At 46.1% G+C, this 17,993-nt stretch carries 18 protein-coding genes, 1 tRNA gene and 1 pseudogene; 11 read left to right on the top strand and 9 right to left on the bottom strand.

Annotated elements, in window-relative coordinates; genetic code table 11:
* Positions 1-92: 92 nt before the first annotated feature.
* The gene (locus QUA54_RS00500) at positions 93-1,730 is read left to right on the top strand and encodes an acetolactate synthase large subunit (protein WP_445301515.1); all 1,638 of its coding nucleotides are present in this window, start codon (positions 93-95) and stop codon (positions 1,728-1,730) included.
* A 57-nt stretch (positions 1,731-1,787) separates the two neighbouring features.
* On the opposite strand, the gene QUA54_RS00495 is transcribed toward QUA54_RS00500, so the two are convergent.
* On the bottom strand, positions 1,788-1,931 hold the full coding sequence (locus QUA54_RS00495; RefSeq protein ID WP_333412421.1) for a hypothetical protein: 144 nt from the start codon (positions 1,929-1,931) through the stop codon (positions 1,788-1,790).
* A 35-nt stretch (positions 1,932-1,966) separates the two neighbouring features.
* Here QUA54_RS00495 and QUA54_RS00490 point away from each other — a divergent pair, with 35 nt between their 5' ends.
* The 3 genes from QUA54_RS00490 (at position 1,967) to QUA54_RS00480 (ending at position 3,287) form a co-directional block, all read left to right on the top strand.
* Positions 1,967-2,305, top strand: coding sequence for a DUF6972 family protein (locus QUA54_RS00490; RefSeq protein ID WP_333412419.1), 339 nt, complete (start codon positions 1,967-1,969; stop codon positions 2,303-2,305).
* A complete protein-coding gene (locus tag QUA54_RS00485; RefSeq protein ID WP_445250970.1) occupies positions 2,295-2,522 on the top strand; it encodes a hypothetical protein in 228 nt (75 codons plus the stop codon). The genes QUA54_RS00490 and QUA54_RS00485 overlap by 11 nt, the downstream gene beginning before the upstream one ends.
* Before the next feature lie 141 nt (positions 2,523-2,663).
* The gene (locus QUA54_RS00480) at positions 2,664-3,287 is read left to right on the top strand and encodes a type II toxin-antitoxin system antitoxin SocA domain-containing protein (RefSeq protein ID WP_333412417.1); all 624 of its coding nucleotides are present in this window, start codon (positions 2,664-2,666) and stop codon (positions 3,285-3,287) included.
* Here QUA54_RS00480 and QUA54_RS00475 read toward each other — a convergent pair.
* Together QUA54_RS00475 and QUA54_RS00470 are read right to left on the bottom strand one after the other, a co-directional pair.
* Positions 3,280-3,402: a hypothetical protein gene (locus tag QUA54_RS00475; RefSeq protein ID WP_333412415.1), complete on the bottom strand. Its 123-nt coding sequence runs from the start codon at positions 3,400-3,402 to the stop codon at positions 3,280-3,282. The genes QUA54_RS00480 and QUA54_RS00475 overlap by 8 nt on opposite strands.
* A 90-nt stretch (positions 3,403-3,492) precedes the next feature.
* Positions 3,493-4,098, bottom strand: a complete 606-nt coding sequence (locus tag QUA54_RS00470) for a hypothetical protein (protein WP_333412413.1) — start codon at positions 4,096-4,098, stop codon at positions 3,493-3,495.
* Positions 4,099-4,594: 496 nt separating this feature from the next.
* Between QUA54_RS00470 and QUA54_RS00465 the strand changes: the two genes are divergently transcribed.
* From QUA54_RS00465 to QUA54_RS00455, 3 genes are all read left to right on the top strand, one after another.
* Positions 4,595-5,326, top strand: a complete 732-nt coding sequence (locus QUA54_RS00465) for a hypothetical protein (RefSeq protein WP_333412411.1) — start codon at positions 4,595-4,597, stop codon at positions 5,324-5,326.
* Entirely contained in the window at positions 5,323-6,108 is a 786-nt protein-coding gene (xth, locus tag QUA54_RS00460) for an exodeoxyribonuclease III (RefSeq protein WP_333412410.1), read from the top strand. Before QUA54_RS00465 ends, xth begins: the two co-directional genes overlap by 4 nt.
* Positions 6,109-6,279: 171 nt before the next feature.
* Positions 6,280-7,155 (top strand): SDR family oxidoreductase, encoded by an 876-nt coding sequence (locus QUA54_RS00455; RefSeq protein ID WP_172184507.1) that lies wholly within the window; start codon positions 6,280-6,282, stop codon positions 7,153-7,155.
* A 165-nt stretch (positions 7,156-7,320) separates the two neighbouring features.
* Here the strand turns inward: QUA54_RS00455 and QUA54_RS00450 are convergent, their stop codons facing one another.
* Together QUA54_RS00450 and QUA54_RS00445 are read right to left on the bottom strand one after the other, a co-directional pair.
* Positions 7,321-8,442: an EAL domain-containing protein gene (locus tag QUA54_RS00450; protein WP_333412407.1), complete on the bottom strand. Its 1,122-nt coding sequence runs from the start codon at positions 8,440-8,442 to the stop codon at positions 7,321-7,323.
* Positions 8,443-8,898: 456 nt separating this feature from the next.
* Positions 8,899-8,972: transfer RNA gene (locus QUA54_RS00445), tRNA-Pro, on the bottom strand.
* 91 nt (positions 8,973-9,063) lie between these two features.
* On the opposite strand from QUA54_RS00445, the pseudogene lipA reads away from it, so the two are divergent.
* The 4 genes and pseudogenes from lipA to QUA54_RS00425 form a co-directional block, all read left to right on the top strand.
* Positions 9,064-9,939, top strand: a pseudogene (lipA, locus tag QUA54_RS00440) (lipoyl synthase); the annotation flags it as partial.
* A 245-nt stretch (positions 9,940-10,184) separates the two neighbouring features.
* Positions 10,185-10,364, top strand: coding sequence for a hypothetical protein (locus QUA54_RS00435; RefSeq protein ID WP_333412405.1), 180 nt, complete (start codon positions 10,185-10,187; stop codon positions 10,362-10,364).
* A gap of 522 nt (positions 10,365-10,886) precedes the next feature.
* Positions 10,887-12,152, top strand: coding sequence for an RNA polymerase sigma factor SigC (gene sigC, locus QUA54_RS00430; protein WP_333186295.1), 1,266 nt, complete (start codon positions 10,887-10,889; stop codon positions 12,150-12,152).
* Between the two features lie 267 nt (positions 12,153-12,419).
* Complete coding sequence (locus QUA54_RS00425) at positions 12,420-12,947, top strand: transcriptional repressor (protein WP_333197482.1); 528 nt, start codon at positions 12,420-12,422, stop codon at positions 12,945-12,947.
* A gap of 177 nt (positions 12,948-13,124) precedes the next feature.
* On the opposite strand, the gene QUA54_RS00420 is transcribed toward QUA54_RS00425, so the two are convergent.
* The 4 genes from QUA54_RS00420 to QUA54_RS00405 form a co-directional block, all read right to left on the bottom strand.
* Positions 13,125-14,702 carry a peptidoglycan-binding protein gene (locus QUA54_RS00420; RefSeq protein ID WP_333412402.1) on the bottom strand — a complete coding sequence of 526 codons (1,578 nt, stop codon included), beginning with the start codon at positions 14,700-14,702 and terminating at the stop codon, positions 13,125-13,127.
* Between the two features lie 522 nt (positions 14,703-15,224).
* The gene (locus QUA54_RS00415; RefSeq protein ID WP_172184385.1) at positions 15,225-15,401 is read right to left on the bottom strand and encodes a hypothetical protein; all 177 of its coding nucleotides are present in this window, start codon (positions 15,399-15,401) and stop codon (positions 15,225-15,227) included.
* Positions 15,402-15,849: 448 nt separating this feature from the next.
* The gene (locus QUA54_RS00410; RefSeq protein WP_333186304.1) at positions 15,850-16,311 is read right to left on the bottom strand and encodes an SH3 domain-containing protein; all 462 of its coding nucleotides are present in this window, start codon (positions 16,309-16,311) and stop codon (positions 15,850-15,852) included.
* A gap of 168 nt (positions 16,312-16,479) precedes the next feature.
* Positions 16,480-17,988: an AAA family ATPase gene (locus tag QUA54_RS00405; protein ID WP_333412400.1), complete on the bottom strand. Its 1,509-nt coding sequence runs from the start codon at positions 17,986-17,988 to the stop codon at positions 16,480-16,482.
* Positions 17,989-17,993 lie beyond the last annotated feature (5 nt).

Genomic DNA, 17,993 nt, shown 5'->3' with positions numbered 1-17,993 from the left:
ACGTTAATCTGCGGTTAATAAAAACTAACCGAGTATTTTTACGAGCATTTAACCAAGACAAAAAATCCATACTTACAGAGGAAAAAACGGAAATGAACACAGCTCAACTACTGGTAAAATGTTTAGAAAACGAAGGCGTAGAATACGTCTTCGGACTTCCCGGAGAAGAAAATTTAGAAGTTCTAGAAGCCCTGAGAAACTCTTCAATTAAATTTATTACTACTCGCCACGAACAAGGCGCAGCCTTCATGGCCGACGTTTACGGCCGCCTCACCGGCAAAGCAGGCGTTTGTTTGTCCACCTTGGGGCCGGGCGCAACTAACTTAATGACAGGAGTTGCTGATGCTAACTTAGACGGCGCTCCTTTAGTAGCAATTACCGGACAAGTCGGCACAGACAGAATGCACATAGAATCGCACCAATATTTAGATTTGGTTGCCATGTTTGCGCCAGTTACTAAGTGGAACGCTCAAATTGTCCGACCCAGCACGACGCCAGAAATCGTCCGCAAAGCCTTTAAAGTAGCTCAAAGTGAAAAGCCGGGAGCAGTTCACATTGACTTGCCAGAAAACATCGCAGCAATGGCTGTCGAAGGAAATCCGCTAACCAAAGACAATCGCGAAAAAACATTTGGCGCTTACCAAAGCCTGAATAAAGCCGCTGTGGCAATTTCCAAGGCAAAAAGTCCTCTGCTATTAGTAGGAAATGGCGCTATCCGCGCGAATGCCAGCGATGCTTTGACACAATTTGCTACTCGATTGAATATTCCCGTAGCTAATACTTTCATGGGCAAAGGCGTAATTCCTTACACTCATCCTTTGGCACTTTGGACGACGGGATTGCAAAAACGAGATTACATTAGCTGTGCTTTTGAAGAAACGGATTTAGTGATTGCTGTTGGGTACGATTTGATTGAATATTCCCCGAAGAAGTGGAATCCAGACGGTAAAATTCCGATTATTCACATAGGAGCTCTGCCAGCAGAAATAGACAGCAGTTATATTCCTATGGTAGAAGTTGTGGGGGATATTTCTGATTCCCTCAATGAAATTTTGCAGCGTGCCGATCGCATGGAGAAAATAGACCCTTTTGCTAAGCAATTGCGGGCGGATATTCGCGCTGGGTACGAACAATATGCAGCCGACGACGGTTTCCCGATCAAGCCGCAAAAACTCATTTACGATTTGCGGCAAGTCTTGGGCCCGGAAGATATTCTTATATCTGATGTGGGAGCTCACAAAATGTGGATCGCGCGGCACTATCATTGCGATCGCCCGAATACCTGTTTGATTTCCAACGGATTTGCGGCGATGGGAATTGCGATTCCGGGTGCGGTGGCTGCAAAACTCGTTTATCCCGATCGCAAAGTAGTAGCAGCCACCGGAGACGGTGGCTTTATGATGAATTGCCAAGAATTAGAAACTGCTTTGCGAGTCGGTACTAATTTTGTGACACTCATCTTTAATGACGGCGGTTACGGCTTAATTGAATGGAAGCAGCAAGATTATTTTGGTCATTCAGATTTCATCAAATTTGGCAATCCCGACTTTGTGAAATTTGCCGAAAGTATGGGCTTAAAAGGCTATCGAGTTGAATCTGCAACTGATTTAATTCCCATCCTCAAAGAAGCCCTTGCTCAAGATGTTCCTTGCGTGATTGACTGTCCGGTTGACTACCGAGAAAATGCGCGTTTCAGTCAATTATCTGGGGATATGAGTTGCAATATCTAAGAGTAGCCGAAATCAGGACACGGCTGTGCCGTTTCCCTACTGTTAATCTGGCGATGGTTACATCCTGAAAGTGCGATGGATTATTTTGGGGTAGGGACACGGCATTGCCGTGTCCTCCATCCCCGTCTTGTTGAGGGTTATATCCGATCGCCCTTTAATCGCCGCGCTTTTTGACAAATTGGGATGTAAGGGCGATCGCATGATTTAATCATACTTGTATGCTCAGTAATTAATTAATGAGTGGAATTAATCGCCAAATCACCCTTGACAGCAGGCACATTGCTAAACACTTGCCAGAGACGCCACAAATGAGAAGACTGCTTAATAAAGGACGTGCTGCTCATATTTTTAACGATGAGGCTACTATGAATCAGGTAGCTCAAGCCATAATAGAAGATGGAGAATTTACAGGTACGATTCGGGGATACGATCGTTATGGTATGTTTTTTGCTGAATCAATTGGTTATAGAGTTGACCCGGATGGTAGCCGTCTTTTACTTTACTACGGAGAGATAAAAGTTGATGCAGAAAACCGATACCACGTTACGCCTCGAAGCCGATTTAGTGAAGAATAACTGGGAATTTACAGAGGTATGGATCGATCCAAATCTTTCACCGCCTTATCTACTTTTGTTACTAAGTGACGCTGAGGGAAATTGTCGGATATACGATCCGGCTGAGGGTTATAAAGTTGTGTTTTCTAGTCAGAGTTATGATGAGGCGCAGTATTGGCTTTTAGAGGATGAGTATGAACCCGTAGAAGGGCGGCTGAGTGTGTCAGAGTTAGTTTGAATAATTCATGTAGGGGCGACTCCCTACGGGATAGCTGCGCTTCACGCGCTTTTTGACAATTTGGGATGTAAGGGCGATCGCTATTAGGTCATTATTCGGCACTGTTTGCTACAATTATTTAAGTCAGCTCTAAGAACTGCCATGACTCAAGCTACCTCAATAACAACTGAATATCAAATAAATGTAAGTTCTCCAGTCTGGCAAAAAGTTGAGCAAATTGCCGGAGAATTTAACTTGTCAGTTTCTGAACTATTGGAACAGATAGGCGAAGGTCAACTGAAAGTTGTTGCGGTTCCAGCTAATTCGGACAAATTGAGCGATCGAGATATTGCAAATGCTTTCATTTGGTTAGCCTCGCAAACTCATGTAGAAATCAATGTCTACAAGCTACAAAAACTCGTGTATTACGCTCAAGCTTGGCATTTAGGAGTTTACGGCAAGCCACTATTTGATGCAGATTTTCAAGCCTGGATTCACGGGCCAGTTATTCCTGATTTATTAGAAAAGTATCAATGCCAATTTAGTTGGGAACCAATTACAGAGAAAATCGAACAACCGAAACTTCCCCAAAAAATTGGGCAATTTATCGAAGAAGTTGCTGAGGCATATTTTGAGTATGATGATGAAACTTTGGAACGAATGATTTGCAGTGAAATGCCTTGGCTAGAAGCGAGAGGGGATTTGCCGAGAGACGAATCTTGTCATGGGATTATTTCTCAAGAATCGATGAAAAAATATTATTCCGGTCGTTTTTTCTCTAAATAATATAAGGGCGATTCCCTACGGGATAGCTGCGCTTCACGCGCTTTTGGACAAGTTGGGATGTAAGGGCGATCGCGCTTTTTGACAAATTGGGATGTAAGGGCGATCGCCTTTCCATAAAAACAGTTTTTTGATTAAATAATCATCAGGTTAGCTTTAACAGTGAGAAATTTATATATATAGCTATGATAGGAACTTGTGATTTTTTTTAGCTCCAATATCTTAATGCTTTATCGTATGCTTCCATTAGTATTTCAGAATTGCTATCTAGCGAAAGATGATGGGTGTAACACTCACATGAAAAAATATAATTAATACTGTAACCTTCTCGTAGTGGTTTGGCAATCCCTAATTTTCCGCATTCACGGCAGGTAGCCCAATAATGGTTTTCTGAGTGATATATAAAATCTCCTTGAACAGGCTCTGTGATATAGAAAAAAAGAACTGAGTATACCTCGGCCCCCCCTGCAACAAATGCATTTGAGTATGCCCAGTCTTCAGAAATAGGCCAAGCGAATCCACCCTGGTCTAAGTATACTAGATCGCCAGTTTCATAAGCTAATTGTGAACATTTCGATTTTGCTTCCTCTTCGTGTGCAATTTTTGAATTAGGCTTAATCTCGACCCATAAAGCTAAATCAACTATCCAAAAATCAGGTATATATTGCTTTCCATCTGAAAACTTAAATGTCTGTGGTTCGTACTCCCATTTCACTCCTAGCTCATCCCAGAAGACAGCCCATTGAGCCTCCAACCTGGATCTGAATATCACTCCATTGTATTTAGTTCGTATTGCTTCTATATCTCTAGCCATCTTGTATTCCCCTTAGTATTCTACAGGACTACCATTTTCTATTCTGTCTCCATGCAACTAATTTCCCTAAAGAGAGGGTAGTTTTCCATACTACAATTAGTTTATAATTCCCCAAATTAGTTCAGTTAGCTTTACGCTATTGAGATAATAACATCTAAAATGAAAATAATCGCAATCAGCTTTACCAGTACCTTATCGATCACAAATTAGACTATCACCACCTTTTGCATAGCACTCTTGTATCATTTTTTGCCTTTGGTTCTCAAATTGTTCACACACATCCGAGCTCACCACCCTCGAAAACTGGATTTTGGGCCGCACCCGCCTCATCACCATCTTAGGCTGATCCGGTATTGGCAAAACCGCCCTTACACTCCAACTAATCCCACAAATTCAACACGAATTCGATCGCATCATTTGGCGAAGTCTCCACAACTCTCCACCCCTGGCATCGCTCCAAACCGACTTAATTAAATTCTGTAGGGGCGGTGCCCCCGTGCCCGCCCCCTATCCAGAAAAAAGGGCAACCACGGGGGGATTGCCCCTACTAGAATATTTGCGATCGCACCGCTGTCTCATCATCCTCGATGATATCCAAACCATTTTCAGCAGGCAACAACTCGCAGGAAATTACCAACCTGGATATGAAAATTACGGCGCATTCTTCAAACAAATAACAGAATCATCCCACAACAGTTGCCTCATCCTCCTGAGTTGGGAAAAACCCAGAGAAATCGCCGCCTTAGAAGGCGAAAACCGCCACTGCAAATCTCTGCAACTCAACGGTTTAGGCCCGGAAGCACAAGAAATATTCACAGAAAAAGGTTTAGCAGAACCCGAGAAATGGTCAGAACTGATCGACCTTTACCGAGGCAATCCCTTATGGTTAAATATAGTTGCCACATTGATTCAAGACTTATTCGGCGGTAGCGTTTCCGAATTCCTCTCCTATGATACCCTATTCTTAGGAGACTTAGAATCACTCCTGCACCAGCATTTCGATCGCCTAACCGCATCCGAACAACAGGCGATCGCATGGCTAGCCAATACCCCCGAACCAGCCGACATCTCAAAAATACCAGAAAACCTGCAACTATCACCGCCAGAACTCTTGAAAGTCATGCAATCTTTAGGACGACGGTCATTAGTTGAAACAGTCAAACAAAACGGGCGATCGCACTTTACGATCGGGCCAGTAATCAGAGAGTATATAACACACAAAAAATGAAAATCGCTACCTGGAACGTCAACTCAATTCGCACCCGCATAGAACACGTTACTAGCTGGTTGCAAGCAAACTCCCCAGAGGTTATCTGCCTCCAAGAAACTAAAGTTACCGACAAAGACTTCCCCCTAGAACCCTTCATCAACCTCGGCTACAACTGCTACATTTCCGGTCAAAAATCCTACAACGGCGTCGCCATTCTCAGCAGTTCGCCCCTAAAGCAAATCAGCAGCGGATTTGCCCCAATTCTCGGCGACGAAACGGCAGGTATTTTTGACGAACAAAAACGCCTAATCGCCGGAATAATCGACGATATTTGCATTATTTGCGTATACGTTCCCAACGGTTCCGAAGTCGGCAGCGAGAAATATGAGTACAAACTAAAGTGGCTCAAACTCCTGCAAGAATACCTCAAAATAGCACTAGACAAATCCCCTAAATTGTGCATTTGCGGCGACTTCAACATCGTCCCGGACGATCGAGATATCCACAATCCCAAAGCCAATGCCAACTCCGTCGGCTTATCTGTTCCCGAGCGCCTCGCACTAACAGAAATCATAGAATTAGGATTAAACGACCCCTTTCGCAAATTCACATCAGAAGGCGGCCATTATAGCTGGTGGGACTACCGCGCCGCCGCATTTCCGCGCAACAACGGCTGGAGAATAGACCACCATTATCTCAGCTTTCCCCTGTACGAACAAGCAAAAAACTGTACAATAGACATTGCTCCCAGAAAATTAATTAAACCCAGCGACCACGCCCCCGTAATTGTCGAAATTTGATTTATAAGTTATAAGGTTAATAGCAACTGAGATATTGCACCATTCTCAATAAGGATTTTACGGGCGGGCAGGATGCCCACCCCACAATAAAATTCAGTTTGTGTGGAACAGGCAAGATGCCTGTTCTTGAGAAACGTGCAAGATGTAAGTAACAACCAACAACTAAAAATCATGTTCTTAGTAACCGGAGCAACAGGCGCACTAGGCCGCCGAATTGTACGAGAAATCACACAGCAAGAGAAGCCTGTCCGCGCATTCGTTCGCCTCGCATCTCGCTACTCAGAACTAGAAAACCGAGGCGCCGAGATTTTTATCGGCGACTTAAAACAAGACAAAGATATTAAAAAAGCCTGCCAAGGAGTGCAGTACATCATCAGCAGCCACGGCACCGGCGGCGACGTTCAAGCAGTACACTACCGCGCTAACATAGAATTGATCGACTGCGCCAAAGAAGCAGGAGTGCAGCACTTTGTCTTTGTTTCGGTACTGGGAGTCGATCGAGGATACGAAGATTCCGCAGTATTTAAAGCCAAGCGAGAAGTAGAAAAATACCTGCAAAACAGCGGCTTGAATTATACAATCTTGCGGCCAGCAGGTTTTGCTTCCAGCTTGTTACCGCTAGCAGCAAGATTTCGAGAAACCGGACTTTACCTGCTGATTGGCGACGGCAAAAACCGCACCTCTGTTGTCAGTACCGACGACTTAGCAAAGATTGCCGCAGACTCGCCAACAGTCGAAGGCGCCCGCAACCAAATTCTGCGAGTCGGTGGCCCGGATGTTCTGACAAGAGACGACATTCCCCGCATTTTTGGACGCTTATTCAATCGCGAACCGATGGTAATCAACCCGCCGCTGGTTGTGTTTGACGGCTTGAGAAATGCCTTGGGTTTATTGAATCCTCAAGCTCAAAAAGACTTAGGAACTTTGCGGGTATTGCTGGGTAACGAGTATTTCTGCACTCCGGAACAAGTGCAAAACTTGGAATCAATCTACGGCATGAGAATGGAATCCCTAGAAAGCTTTCTGCGGCGCAATTTGAGCGTTTAAAGTGCTAGTTATTCTCGTTACCAGGCAAAGCCTGGTAATGAAGATCGGGAGGCTCTGCCTCCAAACTCTTGTCTCATTTTAATGGAGGCAGAGCCTCCAGATATGCGTCCCCAGGCAGAGCCTGGAAACAATCAAATGTGGCGCCAAATTGCCACTGAAAACCATTTAAGCAGACATAGGTATTGGTTCAGGACCAATATAGCTGGTAACTGCGATCGGCGGAGAAGTCGGCTTAGCAATCAAATAACCTTGAACAAAAGTTGCTCCCCGTTCCCGCACCCACTCAAACTCCTCCAAAGTTTCCACACCTTCAGCAACAGTTTTAATTTCTAATTGAGCGGCAATTTCTAACATCTTTTCCGTAATGAGCGCCTTATAATAATCTTGATGGACGTTGCGAATCAATTGCATATCCAACTTAATAAAATCTGGACGCAGTTGGTGCATCAAATTTAAATTAGAAGAACCGCTGCCAAAATCGTCCAAAGCAATTAAAAATCCCGCCTCTCGGTAAAAACTCAGAATATTAATCAAGTGATCGATATCAGGAGGATGCTGAGATTCCGCTACTTCAAAAACAATATTGCTGTGAGGAATTCCCGATTCATCAATAGCCTGTACGGTTCTTCGCAGGCACGTAGCGGGATCGTAAACTGAAGTGGGAGAAAAATTAATAAAAAGTAGTTCTTTGATATCGTAAATATGTGCTTCGCGGATAGCGCGAGTCCGGGCTAAAACATCTAGTTGAAAAATTAGGCCTGCTGATTCTGCTTGGGCAAAAATCCGACCCGGATAAATTAAGTTTCCTTGCTCGTCAATTCCTCGGAGCAGCGCTTCGTGGGCAAAAATTTTAGAAGTATCTGAGGTATAAACAATGGGCTGAAAATGTGTAGTAATGCGTTCTTCGGACAATAAATCTAACAGCCAATCAGAGTTACTAAAATCAATAAAAGAGTCTAATGAAGTGCTGCGATAAAAATCGCTAAGTTTTGGCTGTTCAACTTCGCGCATCCACAAAACTTTTGTCTTTTTCAACTCTTGAGTTGTCAGCGCCGATGATGCTAGGGCGCTAAACTTTTCTTTGGCTATTCCCTCAAGCATAACGTACAAACACTTGCTCTCTTCTAACAGCCGAAATTCAAGTTGAGCCTTGGTCAGTGCAGAAATAACTTTATTCAGGGTGTGCGATACTGGAAACCACAGGTATAGACCTCCCCTTCCCTCTATTTTGGCGGGTAGTGTTTCGCAGCTAGAGCAGGAGCCGAAGGCTTTGCCACTTTTTTGCATTGGAATATCCTCCGGTTTGTGGGTTAATTTGAGAACAGCTAGCAATTAAATCTTATTATAAGCTCATTCATCTATTAATACATGTATCTGAAGATGTAAAATTTAATAAAATTGTATTTAAGAATTATTGCAGTATGTATACTTGCCTTCGGTTTCAAACCTTAGCAAAATTTCTCAGCATTGAGCAAGTACGTCTTATATTAAACACAGTCCCAAACCCTCACAGAGTGAGAACGCAAAGACTTGCTCTCTACTCTCTATTGCTGCTCTGATTCTTTACGCCTTATTCTCTAATTCCATCTGCCAAAACCGTCGCTACAGTTGATTTTTTAGCAAATGCAAATTAACACGCTCGATCGCCCCATCGACTAATTTATGCGTACGACAAATATACACACCCGGACGATCGCCCAAAACACGCTCACTTGCTGGGGCATATCCAATTTGATTTTATAATCGGGATGACAGGATTTGAACCTGCGACCCCCTCGTCCCGAACGAGGTGCGCTACCAAGCTGCGCTACATCCCGAAATTAGTCACTAGATTTTAAGCTTATCACATTCAAGTTAAAATTTACCAAGCTCGTATATAATGATTTGTAAAATACTACTCAGGCGGAGACAGACGTGACAGTTAAGCCCCAGTGGTTGCGAGTTAAAGCCCCCCAGTGGGAGCGCGTCGGCAACGTCAAAGAAATTTTGCGCGATTTAGCCCTGAATACGGTTTGCGAAGAGGCTTCGTGTCCGAACATCGGCGAATGCTTCAACGCAGGTACGGCCACATTTTTGATTATGGGCCCGGCTTGTACCCGCGCCTGTCCTTACTGCGACATCGATTTTGAGAAAAAGCCCCAACCTTTAGATCCCACAGAACCCCAAAGATTGGCGCAAGCGGTGCAGCGGCTCAAACTCAACCACGTCGTGATTACCTCTGTCAACCGGGACGATTTGCCGGATGGGGGCGCGTCTCAGTTTGTCGAGTGCATTCAAGCAGTGCGCTGTGCGATGCCCGATACAACTATAGAAGTTTTGATTCCCGACTTGTGCGGCAACTGGCAGGCTTTAGAAATCATTCTCGCAGCCCGGCCAGAGGTACTCAACCACAATACCGAAACCGTAAAGCGACTTTACCGCAAGGTGCGGCCGCAAGGAAAGTACGATCGCACCTTGGAACTATTGCAGCGAAGCCGCGAACTCGCACCTGGGGTTTACACCAAATCCGGCATCATGGTGGGGCTCGGAGAAACAGACGCCGAAATTCGGGAGGCGATGGAAGACTTGCGGGCTGTCGGCTGCGATATTCTAACAGTTGGACAGTACCTGCAACCGACTCAAAAGCACTTGAACGTAGAAAACTTTGTGCCTCCAGAACAGTTTGATGCTTGGAGAAAGTTTGGCGAATCTTTGGGATTCTTGCAAGTTGTCGCTTCTCCCTTAACTCGCAGTTCGTATCACGCCGAACAGGTGAGGGAACTGATGAAACTTTACCCGCGCTAAGTAGGTGGCTACAAATTAACATTACATAGGGAGGGCAGGTTTTGCAGCCGTCTACTCCCTGGTATTTGGGATCTTAACTAAACCCGCCTCTACAAAATACTATGGTTTTTTTCCGCTGCCCTACTTAGCAATTTTAATTGCAGGGTTTTGCAGCCATCTACTCCCTGGTATTTGGGATCTTAACTAAACCCGCCTCTACAAAATACTATGGTTTTTTTTCCTCTGGCCTACTTAGCAATTTTAAGTTGAGCGTTGTTGCAGGCCGCGTGCAAAAAAACAGGTTTTTGATGCTGGCGTTCTTGGGTGATGTTAACCCGGAAGCAGCAGCGCACAGCAAAAAATTATCAGCCGATCGCCTCCTCAAAGTCGCGACTTACGCAAAAGACATTGAGAAACCGGGTTTCTCCCTCAAACTTCTAGATTAAAACCTAGAAGTTTGAGGAAGAAACCCGGTTTTTGAGTCAGCCAATAACTCGGTAATGCGGACTGTACCAACTCAGAAGCTCATATACTGTAGTGGATTAAACTTCTGCGCTCACTGCTGGGTATTTAATCAAGAGCGCCGAGTTATATAAAGTTTTATTAAAAAAATGGCTAATTTTCCGAAGTGATCGGGAACCAGGTTATCGGTGATGAAGATTAACTTAACTTCTGACTAACGTCACTTGTTTCTAGCCAGTCACTATCTATACTAGCTACATAAACAAAGAAGTACAACATACTTTTCGGGCCTTCAACCTGTTACATCAGAAAGTTCTTAGCGTTTTCCAGAATCTTGGTAAAACAAGTGGGGCAGCAAAAGTTCGATCGAACAACAGCAGAAAAGTCAGGAAAGTTAGTAAAGAAACACAAAGCGGTGATGCTTCGTCTTAACAAAGTGGGCATCATAATTATAAATAGCCGCTAAGCGTAGCATCTTTTCACCCGGAGCAACTGAGAAAATCACTATGCCAGCCACCTCTTTTTACGCTGAAGCTGAATTCGACGAACAACTGCGAGTCAATCCCTTGCAAGGTGATGTGTTGGATGAAGATGCTGAAGAAGCTGGAGACGAACTGCTCGACCAATACCCAGCAGAGACAGAAGATGCAGACCCAGCAGCCAAATTGCAAAAAAATGCCAGCCGTCGCACTACAGATTTAGTGCGCCTGTACCTCCAAGAAATAGGTCGGGTTCGTCTCTTGGGTAGAGACGAAGAAGTCTCGGAAGCTCAAAAAGTTCAGCGCTATATCAAATTGCTGGAATTACGCAACACGGTCGCCTCTCAGGAAGAAGGGCTAATTGGGCGCTTCGTGCATTTAATTGAGGTGCGCGATCGCTTGGCCGCACAGCTAGGACATAAACCTTCCCTGGAACGCTGGGCCTTAACCGCCGGCGTCAGTGACGTGCCAGAACTCAAGCGAATTATGTCCGAAGGCAAGCGCCACTGGGCAGAGTTAGCCGAGATGACGGTCGAGGCGATCGAAAGAATTCAAGCTGAAGGCGTCGAAGCTAAAGACCACATGATTAAGGCGAACCTGCGCCTAGTGGTTTCGGTGGCGAAAAAATATCAAAATCGCGGTTTAGAATTGCTCGATTTAATACAAGAAGGTACTCTAGGACTGGAGCGAGCGGTAGAAAAGTTTGATCCGACGCGGGGCTACCGGTTTAGCACCTATGCCTACTGGTGGATTCGGCAGGGAATTACGCGGGCTATCGCCACTCAAAGCCGCACCATTCGCCTCCCCGTCCACATCACCGAAAAACTTAACAAAATCAAAAAAGCCCAGCGCAAAATTTCTCAAGAAAAAGGTCGGACAGCTACGATCGAAGACATCGCTGTCGAGTTGGACATGACGGCGCCCCAAGTCCGAGAAGTTTTACTGCGAGTCCCCCGGTCTGTTTCTCTTGAAACTAAAGTGGGCAACGAAAAAGATACAGAGTTGGGCGACTTGCTCGAAACCGACTGCGTATCGCCAGAAGAAATGCTGATGCGAGAAGCTCTGCACCGCGACTTGCAGCAACTGCTGGCAGATTTGACCAGCCGCGAGCGAGATGTAATTCTGATGCGGTTTGGTTTGGGTGACGGACACCCCTATTCGCTGGCAGAAATCGGTCGTGCTCTCGACTTGTCCCGCGAGCGAGTCCGCCAAATTGAAGCTAAAGCTTTGCAAAAACTCCGCCAACCCAAGCGCCGCAACCGCGTCCGCGACTATCTGGAGTCTCTGACTTAAATTTGGCTGGCCAGTCAGCGCGATTAATCAGGGAGCGAGGCATTTGGCACTTGTGCAGAAGGCATGAGGCATGAGGCAGAAGTAACAATATTTACTTCTAAACAACTTCTCTGTCCTCTGCAGCAAGTCATAAAGCTTGTTAAAAGTCAAAAAATATCAAAAATCAATTTTTTTCATCAATCTTTTTTCAATAAGCTGCGATATTTGCAAAATATCTCGATCGTTGTGTATTATTGTCAATAGGCAGACTTTCTTGAGAGGGTCACTATGGCACTTTATACCGCGTCCTCATTCAAATCCGAACTCAATGACAAAGGCTGGCGGATGACTCCCCAACGGGAAACCATCTTGCACGTGTTTCAGAACCTCCCCAAAGGCAATCACCTGAGTGCTGAGGATTTGTACACTTTGTTAAAAAATCGCGGAGAAAACATTAGCTTATCCACCATTTACCGAACTTTAAAGTTAATGGCAAGGATGAGCCTGCTACGCGAACTCGAACTAGCAGAAGGTCACAAACACTATGAAATAAACCAGCCTTACCCGCATCACCACCACCACCTAGTCTGCGTTCAGTGCAACAGAACGATCGAATTTAACAACGATTCGATTTTAAAAATTGGCCTGAAGCAAGCTGAAAAGTCTGGGTTGCACCTGCTAGACTGCCAGCTAACCATTCATACGGTGTGTCACGAAGCTTTGCGGATGGGATGGCCGTCTTTGGTTTCCAGCAATTGGTCTTGTCCGAGGTCGATCGCCCAGCACGGCAGCAGCGCCGCGGATTTAATCGAGTGACAATGCACTATTTTCGCATTTCAAGTACGGCTTGTTACCTTTTTTAACAAAACTCTTCGGCGCAAGTGCGATCGCAGTTACGCAGAAACCGGGTTTCTTAAGAAAAATACATCATTTCAGGAATGAGTCGGAAACGAGAAACCCGATTTATTTGATGTAGCGTCCGCAAGCCTGGGGCTAAAAAGTTTGGCTCAACAAATCGTCGCTGCTGACCCCGTAACTGCGCTGAGCTCGATCGAGGGCGTCTCTCGTCGAAGCATCGAAAACTCCGCTGATCGAGCCTGTGTAAAAGCCGAGGTCTTGCAACCGCCTTTGTAATTGCTGAATGCTCGATCGAGAGTTAAAAGTGCTGCTAATTGGAACAGCACGAACAGCCACCCGCCCAGGTAATCCATTTTGGAGCGCAGCCAAAGTCGCCGGAGTGGCAATACCCGTCGCCGGTGACAAATTGCGTTCCTGCTGAAACGACAGCACCGCAAATTCGGTCTCGGCTCCAAATACTCCGTTCACCGGGCCGGGGTTTTTGCCGCGACTTCTGAGCGCAGACTGAAGTTGTCGGACAGCAGGCCCAGTATCACCCCGTCGCAGACCAGCAGTGATTTGTGGCACAGGCGCTGCGGCCTGCCTGTTGCCTTGCCGCAAAGCCGATCGAGTGCTGCGATCGACCCTTCCAGTACCGAACAGCCCGCTATCCCTCTGAAAGCGGATCAAAGCTGCCTGAGTTGGTCTATCGAACCAACCGTGAATCTGGCTCCTGTAATAACCCAATTCTTGCAGCCGCCGCTGCACAAATTCTACTTGTCTGCCTCTATCGCCCAACTCCAGAAAATCTTCGGCATTACTCTGTGGGTCATCTTCCTCAGTCCATGAGGTAATTTCAGCTTGCCTCATCTGGAAATCGATAGCTGTCAAAGTAGCCGTGTCAGCGCAGCCGTCAGAAACCAGATTGTAATCTTGCTGAAAACGAGTCACAGCGTAGAGAGTGCGTTCGCGAAACTTGCCGTCAACGCCGCCTTCAAAATAGCCCAAAGCTTTTAGCTGTCGCTGGATCAAGTCTACCGTCGCCCCTCTGTCCCCGAACCGCAGCCCCTTGCAACCGCCATTTCCCGAAATATCCCCCGGCAGCGTAACGGGGGGAACCGGCCGGGTGGAACCAAACAGCAAACCTAAAGTTTGCCTGTCGGCAACTCCAGTCACCCGCAGTCGATTAATTCGCTGGAAGTATCTAACGGCATTTAGAGTAACTTCGCGAAAGCTCCCTGTGGGATGCGTGCTGAAGTAGCCTAGCTGCTTCAGCCTGCGCTGGAGAGCCGAAACATCTGCACCCGTGTCTCCAAAACGCAGCTCCCGATAATTTGTATAAATAGTTTTAAAAGGTCGATCGTCATCCCCGGCAAAACTGTTGAGTGCTATCACCGTAGCTCGATCGGGCCTGCCAGTCAGCGACAGTTGATAGTCTCGCTGAAAATTAGTCAGAGCTTGTTTAGTAACCGGGCCGAGTTGACCTGTCGAAGATCTGGGAAAATATCCGAGATCCCGCAACCTGTCTTGAACCGCTCGCAAATTTGGATATCCCGGATCTATTTGAGCAAAAGCCGCACCGGCTGCACTCAAAACCGACAGCATCAAAGCCAAAGACAGCAAACGGACATAAGTCTGACTCGATAGGTTTTGCCACTTGGGCCCATCAAAAATTTTCGGCTCTGCGGGTGCTTCGCAAACAAGAGCAAGTTCGAGGTAGGCGAGGGATTCCATAACTTTTTACTGTGAATGTGAAATTGTGGGTGGGGTTTACGAGCAAACTCAAGCTGAGCTTTGGGCTGCTGTGGATCTATCAAGGCTAAGTTTTACCTGTTTGCACGAAGCACCCGTATTTGAAAAATTTTTACCTTCAAAAATAATTACAGGTAACAACTAAGATAGCATCGCGATTTACAGAGACGCGAGTGTTAGGAAAAAAGTTTGCAGGCATAGTCTTAGCCTTTGAGGTCAAAAGACTATAAGTTTTGGGGTAGTGCTGGCTAATATTTTATCTGGCTGCCGCTGAAATTACCACAAGACTTGCGCGCAGGCTGTCATCACCTTAATTTGTTGTCTGGGAAAAAGGCTGAAAGTGCAGGTTTTTTGTTAAGAAACCCGTTTTTTGATGTGGCGAGTGCGTCTAGGAAAGTACCGCTGATTGACTGAAAAAGGAGCCAATAAAAATCCCCACCTTTGCTAGTTGCAAATAGGGCGGGGATTTTATTGGTTAACTGTTCGTAAAAATGGGACATTAACTTAAATTAAGCCGAACCGATCGCAAAGTACAGCTACTCCCGCTGCAAAAACAGTAATGCCGATGGCTACCAGCGGGTTTTGCCCTCTGCTCACCGCAAAAGAGGTAACGACCCCAGCTCCCAAAGCCGCAGTTACAGCAGCACTAGCCAAATCTCGATCCGGACGTTTGTCGTACATATTTTTTATTGTTGGTAGCTGTTAAGCTGAAAACTTACATCTATGCGATCAAAGCTACCATTCTTGCCTCTGCTGGGGTGACAACAGCCTGCGTTTTGCAACTAACCTTAAAATTTTGCTAATTTTCTTAACATACTCTCATTAATAACATAAGTTAATATTATGTATTTTAGAGTTTTTCTGTTGATTTTTAGCTCTTAAAACCTTTTGTCCGCTGGGCTTTTATGGAAAATTCAGGATTTTGCAGAGGCGATCGCACCCACAGTCTGTGTGCCTCAAACTGCAATCCTAAATATCGTAAATAAATTTAACTTGACTTATTGGCATAAATGTGTAGCGAGCTATTGGCAACTAGAGACAGGAAAAAACCCGGCGTTAGTGAACAATCTTCACATTGCAATTGCTTCGCTGCCCTCACAATGACAGGAGTATATTTTTTTTCTAAGTCCTATTCGCCCTCAACTTTTTCAGTATTGCCGCCCTTGACCCAACCTTCGCGATTGCCATCCTCAACCCGAATTCGCTGCCACTCTTTATCCGGCGACTCTTCCAAAACCACGACTTTTTCCTTGTAACCAACACCGCCAATGCGGTTCGAGTCTCGGCTACCAGTATCCCGAAGAATTAAGCCGATCGGCTGAGTCACCATCGCTCGGTAAGCTCCCGGTTCCAGCGGTTTCGGAGACGGGGCATCGCTAGATGTAGAAACAGGGCTAGCCTGGGCTGTTGACTGCGGCGCAGCGCCTGCAATCTGAACTGCTGTTTTGTCGTTGGGAAAAACAGGTTTTTCGGGCACAGTAGTTAGCTTAGCGGCAAAGTAAAGTGCAGCCGCCACGCTAGCACCTGCCATCAGGACGATCGCTAGCAGAAAACCCACTAAAAATTTGAAAACGCTATATATACTGTTCATAAAACCGCAAATGAAGGAAGAAGGAAGAAGGAAGAGGGAAGAGGGAAGAAGGAAGAGGGAAGAGGGAAGAAGGAAGAAGGTTGAGTGTTGACTGCTGAATGTTGAGTAAAATCTGGTAACTGCCAACTGACAACTGGCTGCTAACTACTAACTACTGACTTCAAAAGCTTAGCCTTGAATCCGGCGACTCAAACTGCCGTATCTAGAAGCAAGGCGAGCTTTCCCAGCAGCGGCCCAATCTTGGAGAAACTGAATTTGTTCTTGAGCCGTTCTGGCTAAAGGCACCATCTGACTAGCTGATTCTAAAATATCATCTGTCGTAAAGTCTCGATTTTGGCTAAATCCAATGTGCATTGCTTCAATCAAAGTTTGCTCGATTTCGGCCCCTGAAAAATCGGGAGTTTCGTAAGCCAAGCGCTCTACATCGTAATTTTTGATGCTGTGCGATCGCAACCGCAACAAATGTACCTCAAAAATCGCCCGCCGTTCCTCCTGGCTGGGCAAACCCACAAAAAATATTTCGTCAAACCTGCCTTTTCTCAGCATTTCTGGCGGCAAAGACTGGATGTTGTTGGCTGTTGCTACCACAAACACCGGTGAAGTTTTTTCGGCCAACCAAGTAATAAAAGTCCCGAACACCCGGCTGGTTGTCCCGGAATCCCCTTTACCGTCCAATCCCCCAAAAGCTTTGTCAATCTCGTCAATCCACAGCACGCAAGGCGCCAAAGCTTCCGCTAGCTGAATCATTTGCCTGGTGCGCGATTCCGATTCTCCGACTAAGCCGGCAAACAAGCGCCCGACATCCAAGCGCAGCAAAGGCAAATGCCAGTGGTGGGCGATCGCCTTTGCTGTTAAGGATTTTCCGGTTCCTTGAATTCCGACTAACAACAAACCTCTGGGATGCGGCAAACCGTATTGGCGGGCTCGTTCGGTAAAAGCACCGCCGCGCCGCAGCAGCCATTCTTTGAGATTGTCCAAACCGCCGATATCGGAAATATTTTCGCGGGCTGGGTAAAAATCCAGAATTTGAGTTTGGCGAATTGTTTGGCGCTTTTCTTCTAAAATCAGTTCCGCGTCGTCGGGATGGAGTTCGCCTCTGGTGGCGATCGCCTTTGCCAAAACTCTGCGGATTCGTTCGATCGACAGCCCTTGACAGGAGCGCACTGTTTCGTCCAGCAAACGCCCTTCAATCGCTTGTCCGGTAGCCCCTAACAGCCTTTCTAGCTCAATTTTGATTTCCGCCGCCGCAGGCAGGGGAAATTCCAAAACTGTGATCACTTCGCTGAGGTCTTCCGGGATCGAAATTAGAGGAGATACGATGACAATATTTTTGGGTACTGATTTGAGCAGTCTCGCCAAATTCCGCAGCTTGCGGGAAATCGAGACATCTTCCAAAAACCGCTGAAAGTCTCGCAGAATAAAGATTGCAGGGGCGGCGGCGGGCAATTTTTCCAGAAATTCCAAAGCTTGCAGCGGGTTGCGCTTGCCAAAACCAGCATCGTTGGGATTGCCTTGGTAGCCATCAACAAAATCCCAGATGTAGACGGCGCGAGAACCTTGTTTTTTGGCACATTGGGCGATCGCCACTTCTACGCGCTCTTCTTCCCGTGTGGGAATGTAAATTAGGGGGTAGCGCGATCGCAGCAGCAGTTCAAACTCGTCGCTAAAAATAGTCATTAGTT

This window comes from Microcoleus sp. MOSTC5, assembly GCF_036701825.1.
GTDB lineage: Bacteria > Cyanobacteriota > Cyanobacteriia > Cyanobacteriales > Microcoleaceae > Microcoleus > Microcoleus asticus.
This window is presented reverse-complemented; position numbering and strand designations above follow the sequence as displayed.

Coding starts and splice junctions, on each gene's coding strand:
- QUA54_RS00420 (WP_333412402.1), bottom strand. CDS start 14,702: ATGGAATCCCTCGCCTACCTCGAACTTGCTCTTGTTTGCGAAGCACCC.
- QUA54_RS00415 (WP_172184385.1), bottom strand. CDS start 15,401: ATGTACGACAAACGTCCGGATCGAGATTTGGCTAGTGCTGCTGTAACT.
- QUA54_RS00490 (WP_333412419.1), top strand. CDS start 1,967: ATGAGTGGAATTAATCGCCAAATCACCCTTGACAGCAGGCACATTGCT.
- QUA54_RS00410 (WP_333186304.1), bottom strand. CDS start 16,311: ATGAACAGTATATATAGCGTTTTCAAATTTTTAGTGGGTTTTCTGCTA.
- QUA54_RS00475 (WP_333412415.1), bottom strand. CDS start 3,402: ATGGAAAGGCGATCGCCCTTACATCCCAATTTGTCAAAAAGCGCGATC.
- QUA54_RS00455 (WP_172184507.1), top strand. CDS start 6,280: ATGTTCTTAGTAACCGGAGCAACAGGCGCACTAGGCCGCCGAATTGTA.
- QUA54_RS00405 (WP_333412400.1), bottom strand. CDS start 17,988: ATGACTATTTTTAGCGACGAGTTTGAACTGCTGCTGCGATCGCGCTAC.
- QUA54_RS00500 (WP_445301515.1), top strand. CDS start 93: ATGAACACAGCTCAACTACTGGTAAAATGTTTAGAAAACGAAGGCGTA.
- QUA54_RS00425 (WP_333197482.1), top strand. CDS start 12,420: ATGGCACTTTATACCGCGTCCTCATTCAAATCCGAACTCAATGACAAA.
- QUA54_RS00495 (WP_333412421.1), bottom strand. CDS start 1,931: ATGCGATCGCCCTTACATCCCAATTTGTCAAAAAGCGCGGCGATTAAA.
- QUA54_RS00470 (WP_333412413.1), bottom strand. CDS start 4,098: ATGGCTAGAGATATAGAAGCAATACGAACTAAATACAATGGAGTGATA.
- xth (WP_333412410.1), top strand. CDS start 5,323: ATGAAAATCGCTACCTGGAACGTCAACTCAATTCGCACCCGCATAGAA.
- QUA54_RS00480 (WP_333412417.1), top strand. CDS start 2,664: ATGACTCAAGCTACCTCAATAACAACTGAATATCAAATAAATGTAAGT.
- sigC (WP_333186295.1), top strand. CDS start 10,887: ATGCCAGCCACCTCTTTTTACGCTGAAGCTGAATTCGACGAACAACTG.
- QUA54_RS00450 (WP_333412407.1), bottom strand. CDS start 8,442: ATGCAAAAAAGTGGCAAAGCCTTCGGCTCCTGCTCTAGCTGCGAAACA.